The following is a 14814-nucleotide window of genomic DNA, read 5'->3' on the forward strand; positions in this document are numbered from 1 at the left end:
GGTCAGGAAAAATACAAAGTACGATTACTCGTATGCGGTCTCTATGGACCAGTAATTATAGTTTACCATGAACGACCTACCTCAGTAAAAAAGTAAAACAACTGAGGTGTATTTCCTATGGAAAAAAATAAGAAGCAACTCCTTATCAGCCTATACTTGACTAATCGTAGGAAAGAGGCTGGGACAAAAGAATTTTTCCGCTAGAAAACCCGAACGAAATTTTTTTCGTTCGGGTTTTCTTTATGAAGCAATAAATGCATATGCCGCTCCGGCAACATACTTGTGGTCACTGAAAAACCCTTCTCAATCTAGAGGAGCTGTTAAAGTTTGTTGTTGCTTCTCACGAATCGCTTGTCGGTAGGAAACGCAACGCGTAATCATAACTTACTTTATTTTGAAGGAAAGGAATATCCTAATGGGTCTTTGGAGCATAAAAATTTTTTCAATTGATAAAAACAGCTTATAACCCTTGATGTATCAACTTTTCCGGAGGGAGTCTACGAATGTTGCCTACGCTCCATTTGATCCATTCCACCCTATTGTTCGTCTTTTGCTGTGGCAAAAAACAGCCACTTCAAAGGTTTGCTTAAGCATGTTGAGGCTTTTCAAGGCGCGTGCGGTTTTGTATTAACAATTTTGATTATAAGCTTTTGTCAGGTTTTCTACGATTTCTTCTACTTCATAGTCCTCGATTTCTTCTCTTGGAATGAAGTGCAGGACTTGGCCGTCTTTCAGTAAGGCCATAGAAGGGGAGGAGGGTTCGTATCCTTCTAGGTAATCTCTCATGCGTGCAGTTGCTTCGCGGTCCTGCCCGGCAAATACAGTGACGAGGTGTTGAGGACGTTTTTCATTGTTCAATGATTCTCTTGCAGCAGGGCGAGCAAGGCCAGCTGCACATCCACACACGGAGTTGATGACGACTAAAGAAGTACCTTTAGTTTCACTAATGAATGTATCCACTTCTTCAGGTGTAGTCAGTTCAGCAAAACCTGCATTGGTCAGTTCATCTCTCATAGGCTGGGAAATCTCTTTCATATACGCTTCATATGGATTCATCGTAAAAACCTCCTATTGTTGTTTCTTCTTTGTAGCTTGGGTCATTTGGTGCCATACAGAGCCTTTTGCCTCTTCGCCACCTTCAATTCGTTCGATTGCCATGTTTACTTGCATGCGGACTTCAAACTCAGGGTCATCGACAGCTTCTTTCAACGCTGGGAGTGCCGATTCATCACCAAGTTCATATAAAAACATAGCGGCACGCCAACGGACGAGCTTGTTCGAATCCGAGAGCGATTCAATCATTTTTGGTAAAGCTTCTTTAAAGCCTAAGTCTGAAAGGCAGTCTCCGGCTGTCCGGCGGACCGTGACTGATTTGTCATTTAATGCTTTATAGAGATATGGTAAAGTTTCAATTTCTTCGATCATGCCTAAATATGCTGTTGCAAGTCGGCGGATGGACGCTTTCTCATCATCTAAAGCTTTATCCAGCAAACGGTAATCATCAGCAGTCGGATCCATTCGATCAAGAGCTGCATAACGTACTTTCCAGTCTTCATGATCCAATGTTTCTATTGTGATCCTCGACTTTTCTTCGCTCGCTTCGACAGTTTCCGATTCTTGATCAAACGCTTGTTTAACAAGGTTTTCTAGTCGTTCTTTGTCATAGCTTGCTGCAATTTCCTCTTTTACTTGTTCACCGATTTCCTTTACCTCTCCATAACGAGGACTTTGTTCCACCCATTTGCGTTCCATGATCATGTTTGGGGACGCTGGTGATGCCTCCATAGCAGCTTCCATAAATCGTTCAGGTAGGGCGACGCGGGTTTCTTCTTCGCCTTCTTCAAGCTTGACCTGCATGGGCAGCCCCCGAAACATTTGTACAAATACTCGCACTTCTCCAAAAGGATCTCCAGGTTCTTCCACTGCTGCTGAAGAAGATTGGTCATCAGCAGCAGATCCGAAAACACTTCGCACTTCTGGAAGGATGACCTCCCATGAAATACGGGCATTTCTTTCTAAAGCGATGAAATCTGTGACATGGTAGAGCCCTTTGACCCCCTCAACCTCAAACAATTGCTGAATAAAATCAGGAGCATCTTCAAGCTGGTCTCCTTTTTTATAATTATGAGTTTCACCATCAGGGAGGGTCTCATTCAAGTTGATTTTCATTGAGTTCGGGCTAGGCGTCGGTTCGATTGATACGATCTTCATTTATCATTCCCCCTAAACTCTCTTTTCCTTCCCATTCTAACAAAGATTAGGGGAGGCATCCACGGAGGGGTGTTGAACAAATGTTTACGAACTTTGTAAAAAAATTATTAAATGATGAAACCGATGGCTTTTTATACCGTAAACTAAGTGTGTTGAAAAAAAAGGAGGGGTTGTGTTGTCTGAACCCGTAATGCAGTTGAAACAGGTAAAGAAGACTATCGGCAAAAATCCGATCATCAAGGGATTGGATTTTAACATTTATAGTGGTGAAGTATTTGGATTTCTCGGTCCTAACGGGGCTGGTAAAACGACGACCATCCGCATGATGGTCGGTCTGATGAAGATGACCGAAGGGGATGTAATCATCAAAGGTCATAGTGTGAATGATGATTTCAAAAAAGCGGTACGACATGTCGGGGGGATTGTTGAAAATCCGGAAATGTACCCGTTCATGAGCGGGTGGAAGAATTTATTGCACTATGCACGTATGATGCCCGGCATTTCAAAAGACAGGATCCACCAAGTTGTCGAATTAGTGGGTTTGGAGAAAAGAATCAATGATAAAGTCGGGAAATACTCATTAGGGATGCGTCAAAGACTTGGAATCGCCCAGGCGCTTTTACATAATCCATCTGTATTGATTCTGGATGAACCCACAAACGGATTGGATCCTTCAGGAATCAGGGAGATTCGTGCGTATATAAGAAGATTAGCAGCTGAAGAGGGGGTAGCCGTCATCGTTTCAAGCCACATCTTATCAGAGATGGAGATGATGTGTGATCGGATCGGTATCATTAAGAATGGTGAATTGATTTCGATTCAAACGGTCGAAGATGCCTTGCAGGAAACGACTCAGAAAGAAGTCTCGATTGAGGCTGCTCCGCTGAAGGAAGCGAAAGTGGTGTTAGAAAATTTAACGGATTCAGACGTGAGAATTAATCATGAGGCACTGGTGTTCACTGTAGAAAAAGAAGAAATTCCTCGTCTCATTTCTGGTCTTGTCGAAAATAGCATTGATATTTACGGTGTGAATGTCAATCGTTCAACACTCGAAGAGAAATTCTTAGATTTGATTGGAGAGGGATCGATTGAGTAATTTTGTCCAGCTTGTCAAAAATGAAAATATGAAACTTTATTCACAGAAGAGTACATGGATCATGATGATTATTTTAGGACTTCTTATCATTGCCTTTGGTACATTCATGAAGGTAGATGCTACTATGCTTGGCGGTGCCGTCCCGACAGGGGATGATTGGAAACAGGAACTGCAAGAACAAAATGAAGCGTTGAGTAGTCCTCCAGAAGAAGCAGGGGGCTCACAAGAAATTAAGTATCCTGGATACATGAACATAGAGGAGAACGAATATCGTATCGCTAACGATATTAAACCGACAGAGTATGACGCATGGAATTTCATCCGGGATAATCGCGGACTCGTTGCAATGGTCAGTTTATTTACAATTATTGTAGCGGCAGGGATTACGGCTAATGAATTTCGCTGGGGGACGATCAAGCTTTTATTGATCCGGCCAATTTCCAGGACAAAGATTCTCTTCTCCAAATATGTCGCTGTCCTGATTTACGCTCTGGCGATGTTGATATTTTTGTATGCATTATCTTTTCTCGTCGGATTGCTTTTATTCGGTATAGACGGATTTTCACAAATTTATGTGTTCGAACAGGCGGGTGAAATCACACAGGCAGGAATCTTTTCACATACGGTTTCCCAATACCTGCTCAGCTCTGTAGAATTATTGATGATGGCTACGTTCGCGTTTATGATTTCAGCAGTCTTCAGAAATACTTCTTTAGCGATCGGGGTAGCGATCTTCCTGATGATGGCTGGAAGTTCCATTGTCGTATTCCTTATGAATAAAGAATGGGCGAAATATATTTTGTTCGCCAATACAGATTTGACACAGTATGTGGAAGGGTCCCCCTTCTTTGATACCACTTTATGGTTTTCCGTCGCTGTGTTAGCGGTATATTATATAATATTCATGTTTTTATCCTGGCTCTTCTTCACTAAACGAGATGTAGCGGGTGCATAACATAAGGAGGTAAAAAAATGAAACGTACAGTCGAAATCGTCATATCAGTCATCGGGATGGTTCTTTTTGGTCTACCCGTGCTTCTGAGTGGACTCATGTTGAACATGAAGGACAACGAACAATTTAAGCAAGAGATGGAAAGCTTCATGAACTCCCCTGAAATGCAAGCGGAAGGTGGAGCGGGCGGTATCAATATCGGAGAAATGATTAACATGTTGGGTTCTTTTGCACTGTTCGCAATGATTGCAGCAATCATTGCCATTGGATTAGGTATTCTCTCTGCTGTCTTTCTTAAAGGGAACAAAAAACCGAAAGCAGCAGGAATCATTTTAATCATCACAGCGATCATTATGACATTTGCCACATTCGGTATGGGGTTATTCGGTGGTGTTGCATACTTGATAGCTGGTATTGTAGCTCTCGCTCGTAAGCCGAAAACACCAGTGGAAGAAGGAGCAACCATCAATTATTAATCATTGACGTGAGACATAGTCCTTGAAAAGGGGCTGTGTCTTTTTTATTTGAATGAGATGGAAGGTTTACAAGTGTTTCCGTGGGGATGCCGTTGGCAAAAGCTTATTCCTTATAGAGGACGGGGGGGGGGGCAGTGGGATCTGTTTTTAGAAGGAATGGGTGAAGGTCAGCTTGTAAGATAAGAAAGTAGAAAAAGAGCGCAAGGAGTTTTCCAGGCGCTCTATTTTTGTACTCCCAGGCATCAGGGTCGGGTTATGTTGTAAGTAAAGGTTTGTGTTGCGGTCTATTCAACTCTGATGGCTGAAATCTGCTTTATTTGAAACTTTCACTGACTATGGGATCAGATTTGTCTGTACCTCAATATGGTCATTCAATCCAAAATTCTGTTCATTTCATCTACATCGGCAACTTGACGGTTATAGACACGTCCATCTTGAGATTGGTATCCACTGCCGCCACATATTTTACACTTGTATTTCCATTCTTCATCATCCATCAGAAGTCCTTCTCCACCACATGCGAGGCATACTTGATCTCTTGGCATCCTGAACTGTCTCCCTCCGTTTGTATTTTTATCATTGGTCTTAATCTGCTTCAGTTGTTAAATGTTATACAAGCTAGATTATGATTTTTAACAAAGGGGAATGGGGGTATCATTGGAGGGATTAGAAATGGCGAGTGATGAAGAAGCAAAAATGAAAGAGAGAAATGAAAACATTGAAACAGAACAGCGCAGTGATGTGAAAATAGATCAACCAGGTCGCCAGTTTTATATTCCATCGCAAATTGTTGATGAATTCGGGGAAAAAGGCAGGGACCATTTAAATAAACCTTTCCGTGCTCAATTATTATTGGCTCTGACAGCTGGTTCTTTTATGACCTTTGGAGCGGTATTTTCTGTACTTCTTGCAGTGGGAGTGGAAGCGAAGGGAATTTATCATTTGCTGTCAGGCTTGGGTTTTGCAGCAGGTTACTCGATGGTATTCATTTCTGGTTCCGTTTTATTCACGGAAATCAACGTCCTGTTACCATCTTATTTGTTCAACAAATCAGGTTTAATGAAATCGAATATATATAAGTTTTGGGCTTCAGCCTATATCGGAAATATTTTAGGGGCGTTTATCGTCGCAGGCCTGATTCAAATGTCAGGTTCCTTATCCGATACATTTTATCCTGAGTTAACCAAGTACCTGGATCATAAGATGAAATTCATGGACTATGGAATCAAAGGCTGGTTTGAAGTTTTAGTTTCAGGAATATTGGCGAACTGGCTGATAGGAATGGCTGCTTTCTTAACTACAGCCGCTCGTGATATTACAGGAAAAATTTTAGGAACGATGCTTCCTGTAGTATTGTTCGTCGCTGGTAACTTCCAGCACAGTGCTGCGAATATGGGCTACTTCAGTATGGGCTTTCTAGCGTCCGACAAATATACTTGGTATGAATATATTCTATTTAATCTCGTTCCAGCAAGTATCGGGAACTTGATCGGTGGAGGGATACTCGTCTCGTTATTATTCTCTTACGCGTATAAAGAAGATATCCAAACATCATTAGGGAAAAAGAAACAAAAAGAAAGGAGGACATTATGAAACAAATCATAGCTATGGGGGGCGGTGGTTTTTCTATGGAACCTGAAAACCCATTGTTAGATGAATATGTTCTTGCCCAGGTGGGGAAGACGAACCCCAAAATTTGTTTTCTTCCGACTGCCAGTGGAGATGCGCAAGGCTATATTGAAAGGTTTTATAGCTTCTTTGGAAAAATGAGTTGTGAGCCGACACATCTTTCCTTATTCTCGCCCCCTTCTGAGGATTTACGCAAACTTCTGTTATCCCAGGACATTATTTATGTTGGTGGTGGATCGACGAAAAATATGCTTATTTTATGGAGAGCATGGGGTATTGATGAAATATTGAAAGAAGCCTTGGATAAAGGGGTTTTATTAGCCGGGCTTAGTGCAGGGGCAATCTGCTGGTTTGAAGAAGGTCTGACGGATTCCTACGGCGATCACTTGGAGCCGCTTGCGGGTTTAGGGTTTCTCTCTGGGAGTTGCTGCCCTCATTATGATGGTGAAAAGGAACGCCGCCCATCATACACAGCGTATGTAGAAGAAGGAGCGATTCTTCCGGGGTATGGACTTTATGACGGGGTAGCGGTTCATTTCGTTGATGGAAAGCCCATGAAAGTCGTAAGTTCCAGAGAAGAATCTAAGGGGTTTTTTGTAACTCAGAAAGAAGAAAAATTATTAGAAAAACCTTTGGAAATTGAATATCTTGGCTATGAATAAAAAGAAAGATCCCGTGTCTGCATGGCACGGGATCTTTCTGTTGAAAATACCAAAAAATGGATGACCTGAGGTGGTAGAAATCGGTAAGAATAGTTAGAGATAGAATGATCACTCAAACAGTAGAATTTCAGGGTCTTTTTTATAGGTGTGAACAAGCATGGCGTGCAATTGACCACGGTGATGATACATATGTGCGACAATTTGCAGCAGCCATTCATAACGTTTATTTGTTACGCCCCACCAGGAGGTGGATTCAGTGTAAAGGTGCTCTTCGGTATAATTCTCGAATTGTGCCTTTAATTGGGAAAAATGTTCGAATAATTTGTCGAGGATTTCTTCTTTAGAGCTCATGGATATCGTTTCATAGAAGCGTTCCATTTCCTCTTTCGAAGCTCCTTCGGCAATGTGCCCATCGGCCGCTGGAATGGAGGCGATATGTTCGAGCAATTCTCCGATGGAATACTTCCCAGGGGTGGGGCGCAACTTGAGGTCTTCTTCTGAAAGCTGCCCAACCATTTCCGATATGGAAGCAATGACGATTTCTAATTGATGAAAAGCGCTCTGACAATACATATTCATAAGAACACAACCTTATTTAAAATGTGGTATAGGTAATCTATTTCTCCGAGGTTTGACTAAATCCCTTTTCTTAGCAAAAAGCAACAACAAACGACGAAAAATGCGTAAAAATTTTTTCCGATAATTCGTTGACTCTAACGTAACGTTATAGGTTATGTTTTTAAGTGAGGTGATCACCCATGTATAAAGTGAAGGAAGTTGCAAAGATTGCCGGTGTCAGTGTGCGCACACTGCACCATTACGATCATATCGGCCTGCTGTCCCCTCAGCATGTTACCGAAAAAGGTTACCGTTTATATGGAGAAGAAGGGATGGCTCGGTTGCAGCAGATTCTTTTTTTCAAAGAGATGGATTTCTCATTGCAAAAAATCAAGAAGATCCTTGACGATCCGCATTTTGATGAGAAGCAAGCTCTGTCTAATCACAAGGAAATATTAATGGAGAAAAAGATACGGCTTGAGCGGATCATCCACTCTGTGGACCAAACGCTGGAGTCTGTACAAGGAGGAGAGAATATGGCTAATGAGGATCGCTTCAAGCCATTTGATAGAAGGCAAATTGAAGAACATCAGAAAAAATATGAAAGAGAAGTGAAGGAAAGATGGGGGCACACCGATGCCTATAAAGAGTCAAAAAGGAAAACATCTTCCTATACCGATGAAGACTGGAAGAGAATACAGGAAGAGAGCAACGAGATCGACCGCCAAATCGTGGACCGGATGAGTCAAGGACCGGAGGATAAAGAGGTTCAACGTCTCATCGGGGAAAAGCGGCAGCATATCACTGATTATTTCTATGAATGTAATACGGAAATCTTCCGTGGACTTGCCGATATGTATGTGAACGATCCACGGTTTACGAAAAACATCGACAAATGGGCAGAAGGATACGCCGTATTTTTACGTGATGCCATGCATATCTACTGTGACAGACTGGATGGCTGAGTGAGCTGCTGATGTCTACTGTTGCAGCACAAAACTTTCAAGGCTGTATATAAATGGATAATGTACGCTGTACAAACAGTTAATAAAGGGGCCTATGCATGGCCCCTTTATTAACGTGGTTGACAAACCAATCCGTTGTGAACCTTGATATATCCATGTCGTAGAATATTGAATCCACTTTCATACATATAGAGACCCATCTGTTCGACGGTCATCAGTTCACGGTACGTATGGTTCATGACATCTGCCATCACCCGATAGTAAAGCTTTGAACGTATTTGGTTACGAGGAGTTGTCAAAATGGCATAACCACCATCCTTCAGAAAGCGGCGGTGCCAGTCTGCAACTTCTGGTTTATACTCATCAGGAAAATGCTCAAGCAATCCTACAGAAAGGACTATATCGAACTCTTTACCAAAATCGAGGTTGCGAATATCGTCAACAATGTACTCGATATTCATCTCATCTTTATAAATGACCTGCCAACTTCCTGTTCTAGGGTTTTCCCCCAGGAATGGGTAGGTTTCTGGAAATTCTGCAAATCGAGTCGTTTTGCAATATTCATCATAATCAACCATGACAATTTCTGCTCCCGGGTACATAGCACCAAGTTGCATCGCTTCATAGCCCTCTGCAGCCCCTAGAAAAAGAATGCGTGGCTTTTGCAAATGAAGGCCTTCGAATAAGGCTCTTTTACCCCGGGGGTCCCAAATTCCATCCTGGATGCGGTGAACGTAGTTCCATAACTGCAATTGAGCGACACCACTAAGAGCATGTTTTATTTCCCTTGGTCGAAAAGAGCGGAGGCTTTTGACGAAGTGTTTCTTTGCTTTATTTTTTTCTTCTGGTACGTCTTTGATGAACCATTCATGGAAGGCTTTATTAAAATAGGTCCAGGAAGTGTGTGGATCCATTGTTCTTTCATTGTGTTCTTCCCAGTCTATACGTTTCTTTGAATAGGTTGTTACTTCATAAGGCTTCCCGACCTTTTTCCACGAAAGCTGTGACCAGTCTGAAACGGTGTTTATACTGACGAACTTATTGTACTCCTTTTCTGATAAACGCCTTAGATCAACACGGTATTGTGGGTTTAAATACGTAAGGCCCACGTGTTCTTTTGAGTAAGGTTTTTGCTGAAGAGAGTTAAACATATGTTCTTTCAACACCTTCGAAACACCCCATCCTTATTTTTATCTACTATAACCGAAAATGAAAGCGCTTGCAAAAGTGGATGAGGTATTTAATAGGAAATAAATGTCTTTGAGACCGCTATATTACAATGAAGTAAGAACAATGTAATGTTTGAAAAATAATTGTGACTGTCCTGTTATTGGCATTTTCTCTACACGTGTTAGAGTAGGGATTGTGATTTTAAACAGAGTTCATCCATGAAGCGGTGAGCAAAGAATGACTGTTTACCGAGGAGGAAATAAATTATGAAAAAAACAATAGTTTCTTTGGCAGCGGTAGCGTCGGTTTCGGCAGTAACAGCAACAACAGTAAGTGCAGATGAACTTAAAGTAGAAAAAGGTGATACTCTATGGGGAATAGCACAAGATTATGGAGTATCTGTTCAAGATATAAAAAGCGAAAACGGTCTTAATTCTAATTTGATTTTTCCAAACCAAACCCTTTCTATAAATGGACAAGCGGATGGGCAACCGACATCTTCCGATAATAATGTACATGTAGTAAAATCTGGTGATACACTCTACAGCATCGGTCAAGCAAACGGTGTAAGTGTGGATCAATTGAAAGATTGGAACGGTCTTCAGGATAATCTAATCGTTCCACAACAAGAACTGTCTCTGAATGGTCCTAACAAAAAAGTAGATCAAAACCCTGCACCTGCTGAAGAAGAAGCAGAGGCAAAACAGACATCCAGCCAACCAGCTGATGATGGAGTAGCTAAAACGCTGACAATGGAAGCGACAGCTTATACCGCTTCCTGTGAAGGTTGCTCTGGTACAACGTATACAGGTATCGATCTTAATGCGAACCCTGATCAGAAAGTGGTTGCAGTAGATCCAGATGTCATCCCACTCGGATCTGAAGTATATGTAGAAGGCTATGGTAAAGCAGTAGCTGGCGACGTCGGTGGTGCGATCAATGGCAACCGTATCGATGTATTCATTCCAGAACAATCCGATGCCCTAGACTTCGGTCGTAAAACTGTAGAAGTTAAAGTATATGAATAATATTATAAATGAAAAGAGGCGATTCGTTGTAGGATCGCCTCTTTTGTGAAATAACCGTATGCGTTAAAGGTTTTATTACTTATAATCTTGAACCATGCGTACTAACATATGGGCTAATGCATGCTGTTCTTCTTTTTCTCCATTTTTCCAAATTTCACGTAATAATTGTTCTTCGCGGTTTTTAGGTTCTTCATGTTCGGCCAAGTAATTCGCTACTTTCTCCGCGCTTTGGGCCAAGGCTTCTTCACTCATCCCTACTTTTTCAGCTTTACTGACTTTACTTCCTAAGAAACTTGCGAATTGATTGAAGTTCTCAAGAATGTCCTCTTTCTTTTCTTCACTGATATTTGCTGCTTTCGATTCCATTTTATTTAACTCTTTATTTTCATTCATTAAAAAACCTCCTTTGGATTATAGGGAAACATTCCCGTGGTTAAATGAGACCAAACATAAAAGGCTCCTGAGCGCACAAGCTCAGGAGTCTTCATATCTTAGTCATACGGTGGCCTGCGAGAACTTTTCTCCCGCATAGCTAACGAATGTATCCACTACACCATCGATGAAATCAATAGTCTTTTGATCTGTTAATTGTCCATGTTCATCCATCTTATTCTGGACCTGCCCCACTAAAATTTCATTCCCTGGTAGAACTTGGGCTCCCATACCCGGGGCATTTAAAATCTGACGCAAATGCATTTGCGCACGGACAGTTCCGAGTATCCCCATTGTAGCCCCAGCAATGAAAGTAGGTTTTCCTTCCATTTCTTTTTCTCCGCGCGACAACCAATCTAAAGCATTTTTCAATACACCAGGAATAGAGTGATTGAACTCAGGGGTCACCACAAGGAACGCATCAACATCGGAAAGTTGTGCTTTGAAATTCTGGACAGAAGCCGGGGCTTCGGATTCAATGTCTTGGTCGTAATGCGCTAAGTCACGAATCTGGACGATTTTTATATCTAAATGATCTTTATAACGGTCTTTCATAAACGTTGTCAACTTCATATTATAGGAATCTTTTCGAATGCTTCCCACCAGGGCAGCTACCTTCATCATAAATCCTCCTCTTTATAATTCTTCCCATTACTATTATAAAAAGGGCAGCGGGAACATCCTAATGTTATGCTCATCCTGTCTGAGGTTTGGAAAATCTTCAGACTTCTATAAAGGAAATAAGTTTAGAAATCAAACACTTCAGGGATGGATAAGAGGTTATAACCTCTTGTATAGAGTCCTTATTAAGAAAAAAACCGATAAAATATATTTTTTTCTTGCGTTTACGACGTTTTACTAATAATATCAAGGGGAATCGTTTCATATCCTATAAAGAAAAGGAGGTCACCACTATGACTCTGCTGTATTCAAAAGCCCGCGAGCTATTCGATCAGGATTACAAAAATACTCCTGAAGGCCAAGCGCAAGCTAAAACAAAAGGTGTTAAGCGCACGCGGAGTGGAAAGGTCCTATTCTCTTTCCGTAAGCAGAACAATAAGCGTAAATAACATTTGAAGTGGTGAAGGCAGCTATGAGAAGAAATAAAAAGAGAATAAACATGGCAGACTTTTTAAAAAAAGGTGTCCCGTGGATCAGCGCTAAATGACTGAATCAGTCGTAGAGCGCTGATTTTTTATTTTAATAACCCTTCCGTAAAGTTTAAGTTCGAACAGTTGGGGATATGTTATTCGCTAAGGAGGCGTTTGAGAATGAGTTTTTTTTCTGAAAATGCATTAAAAGATGAACATGTTCTTGTTACTGGAGCTACAGGTGGGATTGGTCGTGAAGCCGCGAAAGAGATCGTGCTGGCGGTCATGTGACCCTTACAGGACGTAATGAAGAAAAGTTAAAACAGGTGAAAAAAGAGTGTGCTACTATAAATGGGGAGGTAGAAATCTTCCTATGTAAAGCAAACTTGAACGAAGAATTCGACCGTGACAAAGTGGTAAAAGAGGCGATGGATTCAGTTGGCCCTATTACTGGTTTGGTCAATTCAGCTGGGGTCATTGGTGGAGGACCGTTGGAGAGCATAAAGGAAGAGGATTTGCGTAAGGTAATGGAATTGAACTACTTTTCGACAGTCCTATTCACTCAGAAAGTATATGTAGAGATGAAAAAGCAAGGGGTCGGAGCTATTGTAAACCTTTCATCCTTATCCGGGCTCCGCGGTACACATAGTAACACAGCATACAGCGCTTCAAAATTTGCAATTATAGGTTTTACTCAATCGTTTGCTTTAGAAGCAATCGAGAATGGCATCCGTGTGAATGCCGTATGTCCAGGCTACGTAGATACAGCTATGGGACAAGCAGCTATAAGCTCTAAAGGAGAACGGGAAGGCAGAAGTTATGAAGAACAAAGGAAGCTTGCTGAACAAGGAATCCCGTCCGGGAAACTCAGTGAACCAGAAGAAGTAGCACGTTCCATTGTCTACCTTCTATCAGATGCTTCCTATAATATCATCGGAGAGTCTTTGAAAATTTCCGGTGGTAGTGTCATGCGATGAATTTTTTTCAAGGAGATGTTCACTATTGAATGAAGAGAGGTATGCCAAGCAACATTTATTTGCCCCCATCGGAGAGAAGGGGCAACAACTGTTGCAAGAAAAGCATGTTTTGGTGGTTGGTGCAGGTGCATTAGGTACAAGCAGTGCAGAACAGCTGGTGCGTGCCGGAATCGGAAACATCACCATCATTGATCGGGACTATGTTGAGTTAAGTAATTTGCAAAGACAACAACTTTTCACAGAAAAAGATGCAAAGGATCGCTTGCCGAAAGCAGTCGCGGCCAAAGATCGGCTGCAACAATTAAATTCAGAAGTGATGATCACCACCCATGTCGCAGATGTACAAAGAGAAGAGTTGGAAAAGTTCGTGACTGGAGTGGACCTTATCTTGGATGGTACCGATAATTTTGAAACGCGGATGTTGATTAATGATATGTCACAAAAAAACCAGATTCCTTGGATTTATGGAGGGTGTGTAGGAAGCCATGGCTTGAGCTGCGTCATTCTTCCTGGTGTTACACCGTGTTTGAATTGTTTGATGGAGGCAGTCCCTCTGGGTGGAGCAACTTGCGATACAGTCGGGGTGATAAGTCCAGCTGTACAAATGGTCACCGCTCATCAAGTGGTAGAAGCATTAAAGGTGTTAGTGGAAGACGAAAAAGCGATTAATAAAGGATTGATTACATTCGATTTATGGAACCATCACTATACGAATATAAAAACATCCCATGCAAAAAAACACGATTGTCCATCTTGTGGTGATCATCCGACATACCCATATCTTTTAAATGATACAAAAACGAAAGTCGCTGTTCTTTGTGGCCGTAATACCGTCCAAATTCGTCCCCTGAATAAGAAAGAGCGAAATTTAAATGATTTGAAGCAAAGATTACCCCAAAGCAAAGTAAAGGAAAATCCATTTTTATTAACCTATGAAGATGAGCGTCATCGCATGGTTTTCTTTAAAGATGGAAGAGTGCTTATCCATGGAACAAAGGATGTCGCAGAAGCTAGAAATCTTTATCATAAAATCTTAGGCAGTTGATATAAAAAGTGAATTGTTGTTTGTACTGAAAGGCATTCGGGTATGAATAAGTATAATTACATTTTAGTAAGGAGAATTCATCATGGGTAGACTACTGAGACGATTATTCAAGTTTGGACCGATTATTTATCCGATCATCAAAAAATTCATGCGAAAGCGTAGAGGCAGATACTAAAAACGTGCTTAAAGGAAGTGCGTTTTCCCCTTAGGATTCTTCCTTGTTTTCTTATAATAAGGAAGAAACTTGTGAATGTTCATTTTTGGCTTAGAAGAAATTACAAAGAATGAAAAAAGTATCTTTAAAACTATTGCATGAATGATATAGCCGTGATATATTATTACTTGTCGCATTAAGAGAGGCGGCGAGCCGCAAACGGCTGACAAAATAATTCATGAAAAGTTGTTGACGATAACGACTAGCCATGGTATATTGATTAAGTCGCTGTTTTGAAGCGGCAAACAACATTTTGATCTTTGAAAACTGAACGAACCAACCAGTACGTCAAGATATTTCTTCTTATA

Annotated in this window: 17 protein-coding genes; 10 read left to right on the forward strand and 7 right to left on the reverse strand. The window is 41.3% G+C overall.

Annotation, left to right across the window (positions count from 1 at the left end; genetic code table 11):
• Positions 1-627 precede the first annotated feature (627 nt).
• Together ACTWPX_RS21460 and ACTWPX_RS21465 are read right to left on the reverse strand one after the other, a co-directional pair.
• Positions 628-1056 (reverse strand): BrxA/BrxB family bacilliredoxin, encoded by a 429-nt coding sequence (locus tag ACTWPX_RS21460; protein WP_443121467.1) that lies wholly within the window; start codon positions 1054-1056, stop codon positions 628-630.
• 12 nt (positions 1057-1068) lie between these two features.
• On the reverse strand, positions 1069-2211 hold the full coding sequence (locus tag ACTWPX_RS21465; protein WP_443121468.1) for a conserved virulence factor C family protein: 1143 nt from the start codon (positions 2209-2211) through the stop codon (positions 1069-1071).
• A 175-nt stretch (positions 2212-2386) separates the two neighbouring features.
• On the opposite strand from ACTWPX_RS21465, the gene ACTWPX_RS21470 reads away from it, so the two are divergent.
• From ACTWPX_RS21470 to ACTWPX_RS21480, 3 genes are read left to right on the forward strand one after another with little or no spacing between them, the layout of a single operon-like run.
• Positions 2387-3307, forward strand: a complete 921-nt coding sequence (locus tag ACTWPX_RS21470; protein ID WP_443121469.1) for an ABC transporter ATP-binding protein — start codon at positions 2387-2389, stop codon at positions 3305-3307.
• Positions 3300-4262: an ABC transporter permease gene (locus ACTWPX_RS21475; RefSeq protein WP_443121470.1), complete on the forward strand. Its 963-nt coding sequence runs from the start codon at positions 3300-3302 to the stop codon at positions 4260-4262. Before ACTWPX_RS21470 ends, ACTWPX_RS21475 begins: the two co-directional genes overlap by 8 nt.
• 17 nt (positions 4263-4279) lie before the next feature.
• A complete protein-coding gene (locus tag ACTWPX_RS21480; protein WP_128524832.1) occupies positions 4280-4735 on the forward strand; it encodes a DUF4064 domain-containing protein in 456 nt (151 codons plus the stop codon).
• Between the two features lie 371 nt (positions 4736-5106).
• Here ACTWPX_RS21480 and ACTWPX_RS21485 read toward each other — a convergent pair whose 3' ends face one another.
• Positions 5107-5280, reverse strand: a complete 174-nt coding sequence (locus tag ACTWPX_RS21485; protein ID WP_164908536.1) for a hypothetical protein — start codon at positions 5278-5280, stop codon at positions 5107-5109.
• 127 nt (positions 5281-5407) lie between these two features.
• Here ACTWPX_RS21485 and ACTWPX_RS21490 point away from each other — a divergent pair, with 127 nt between their 5' ends.
• Together ACTWPX_RS21490 and ACTWPX_RS21495 are read left to right on the forward strand one after the other, a co-directional pair.
• A complete protein-coding gene (locus tag ACTWPX_RS21490) occupies positions 5408-6328 on the forward strand; it encodes a formate/nitrite transporter family protein (protein WP_443121471.1) in 921 nt (306 codons plus the stop codon).
• The gene (locus ACTWPX_RS21495) at positions 6325-7026 is read left to right on the forward strand and encodes a Type 1 glutamine amidotransferase-like domain-containing protein (RefSeq protein WP_443121472.1); all 702 of its coding nucleotides are present in this window, start codon (positions 6325-6327) and stop codon (positions 7024-7026) included. Before ACTWPX_RS21490 ends, ACTWPX_RS21495 begins: the two co-directional genes overlap by 4 nt.
• Positions 7027-7134: 108 nt before the next feature.
• On the opposite strand, the gene ACTWPX_RS21500 is transcribed toward ACTWPX_RS21495, so the two are convergent.
• A complete protein-coding gene (locus ACTWPX_RS21500; RefSeq protein ID WP_128524829.1) occupies positions 7135-7605 on the reverse strand; it encodes a DinB family protein in 471 nt (156 codons plus the stop codon).
• Between the two features lie 179 nt (positions 7606-7784).
• On the opposite strand from ACTWPX_RS21500, the gene ACTWPX_RS21505 reads away from it, so the two are divergent.
• Positions 7785-8549 carry a MerR family transcriptional regulator gene (locus ACTWPX_RS21505; RefSeq protein ID WP_443121473.1) on the forward strand — a complete coding sequence of 255 codons (765 nt, stop codon included), beginning with the start codon at positions 7785-7787 and terminating at the stop codon, positions 8547-8549.
• A gap of 110 nt (positions 8550-8659) precedes the next feature.
• Here the strand turns inward: ACTWPX_RS21505 and ACTWPX_RS21510 are convergent, their stop codons facing one another.
• Positions 8660-9715 (reverse strand): class I SAM-dependent methyltransferase, encoded by a 1056-nt coding sequence (locus tag ACTWPX_RS21510; protein ID WP_443121474.1) that lies wholly within the window; start codon positions 9713-9715, stop codon positions 8660-8662.
• A 270-nt stretch (positions 9716-9985) separates the two neighbouring features.
• On the opposite strand from ACTWPX_RS21510, the gene ACTWPX_RS21515 reads away from it, so the two are divergent.
• On the forward strand, positions 9986-10747 hold the full coding sequence (locus tag ACTWPX_RS21515; protein WP_128524827.1) for a LysM peptidoglycan-binding domain-containing protein: 762 nt from the start codon (positions 9986-9988) through the stop codon (positions 10745-10747).
• Positions 10748-10822: 75 nt separating this feature from the next.
• Here ACTWPX_RS21515 and ACTWPX_RS21520 read toward each other — a convergent pair whose 3' ends face one another.
• The gene (locus ACTWPX_RS21520; protein ID WP_128524826.1) at positions 10823-11140 is read right to left on the reverse strand and encodes a DUF3243 domain-containing protein; all 318 of its coding nucleotides are present in this window, start codon (positions 11138-11140) and stop codon (positions 10823-10825) included.
• Between the two features lie 102 nt (positions 11141-11242).
• Positions 11243-11800: an NADPH-dependent FMN reductase gene (locus ACTWPX_RS21525; RefSeq protein WP_443121475.1), complete on the reverse strand. Its 558-nt coding sequence runs from the start codon at positions 11798-11800 to the stop codon at positions 11243-11245.
• 293 nt (positions 11801-12093) lie between these two features.
• Here ACTWPX_RS21525 and ACTWPX_RS21530 point away from each other — a divergent pair, with 293 nt between their 5' ends.
• The 3 genes from ACTWPX_RS21530 to ACTWPX_RS21540 all read left to right on the forward strand — a co-directional run bounded on the left by ACTWPX_RS21530 (position 12094) and on the right by ACTWPX_RS21540 (position 14292).
• Complete coding sequence (locus ACTWPX_RS21530) at positions 12094-12249, forward strand: hypothetical protein (RefSeq protein ID WP_164908535.1); 156 nt, start codon at positions 12094-12096, stop codon at positions 12247-12249.
• Between the two features lie 308 nt (positions 12250-12557).
• Positions 12558-13247: an SDR family NAD(P)-dependent oxidoreductase gene (locus tag ACTWPX_RS21535; protein WP_443121476.1), complete on the forward strand. Its 690-nt coding sequence runs from the start codon at positions 12558-12560 to the stop codon at positions 13245-13247.
• A gap of 25 nt (positions 13248-13272) precedes the next feature.
• On the forward strand, positions 13273-14292 hold the full coding sequence (locus ACTWPX_RS21540; protein WP_443121477.1) for a MoeB/ThiF family adenylyltransferase: 1020 nt from the start codon (positions 13273-13275) through the stop codon (positions 14290-14292).
• The last annotated feature ends 522 nt before the right edge of the window (positions 14293-14814 follow it).

The organism is Halobacillus sp. H74 (assembly GCF_052246715.1).
Classification (GTDB): Bacteria; Bacillota; Bacilli; order Bacillales; family Halobacillaceae; genus Halobacillus; species Halobacillus litoralis_A.

Bases quoted from the DNA above. Each gene is read 5' to 3' on its own strand.
- ACTWPX_RS21460 (WP_443121467.1), bottom strand. From the start codon at position 1,056: ATGAATCCATATGAAGCGTATATGAAAGAGATTTCCCAGCCTATGAGA.
- ACTWPX_RS21465 (WP_443121468.1), bottom strand. From the start codon at position 2,211: ATGAAGATCGTATCAATCGAACCGACGCCTAGCCCGAACTCAATGAAA.
- ACTWPX_RS21480 (WP_128524832.1), top strand. From the start codon at position 4,280: ATGAAACGTACAGTCGAAATCGTCATATCAGTCATCGGGATGGTTCTT.
- ACTWPX_RS21485 (WP_164908536.1), bottom strand. From the start codon at position 5,280: ATGCCAAGAGATCAAGTATGCCTCGCATGTGGTGGAGAAGGACTTCTG.
- ACTWPX_RS21490 (WP_443121471.1), top strand. From the start codon at position 5,408: ATGGCGAGTGATGAAGAAGCAAAAATGAAAGAGAGAAATGAAAACATT.
- ACTWPX_RS21495 (WP_443121472.1), top strand. From the start codon at position 6,325: ATGAAACAAATCATAGCTATGGGGGGCGGTGGTTTTTCTATGGAACCT.
- ACTWPX_RS21500 (WP_128524829.1), bottom strand. From the start codon at position 7,605: ATGAATATGTATTGTCAGAGCGCTTTTCATCAATTAGAAATCGTCATT.
- ACTWPX_RS21505 (WP_443121473.1), top strand. From the start codon at position 7,785: ATGTATAAAGTGAAGGAAGTTGCAAAGATTGCCGGTGTCAGTGTGCGC.
- ACTWPX_RS21515 (WP_128524827.1), top strand. From the start codon at position 9,986: ATGAAAAAAACAATAGTTTCTTTGGCAGCGGTAGCGTCGGTTTCGGCA.
- ACTWPX_RS21520 (WP_128524826.1), bottom strand. From the start codon at position 11,140: ATGAATGAAAATAAAGAGTTAAATAAAATGGAATCGAAAGCAGCAAAT.
- ACTWPX_RS21525 (WP_443121475.1), bottom strand. From the start codon at position 11,800: ATGAAGGTAGCTGCCCTGGTGGGAAGCATTCGAAAAGATTCCTATAAT.
- ACTWPX_RS21530 (WP_164908535.1), top strand. From the start codon at position 12,094: ATGACTCTGCTGTATTCAAAAGCCCGCGAGCTATTCGATCAGGATTAC.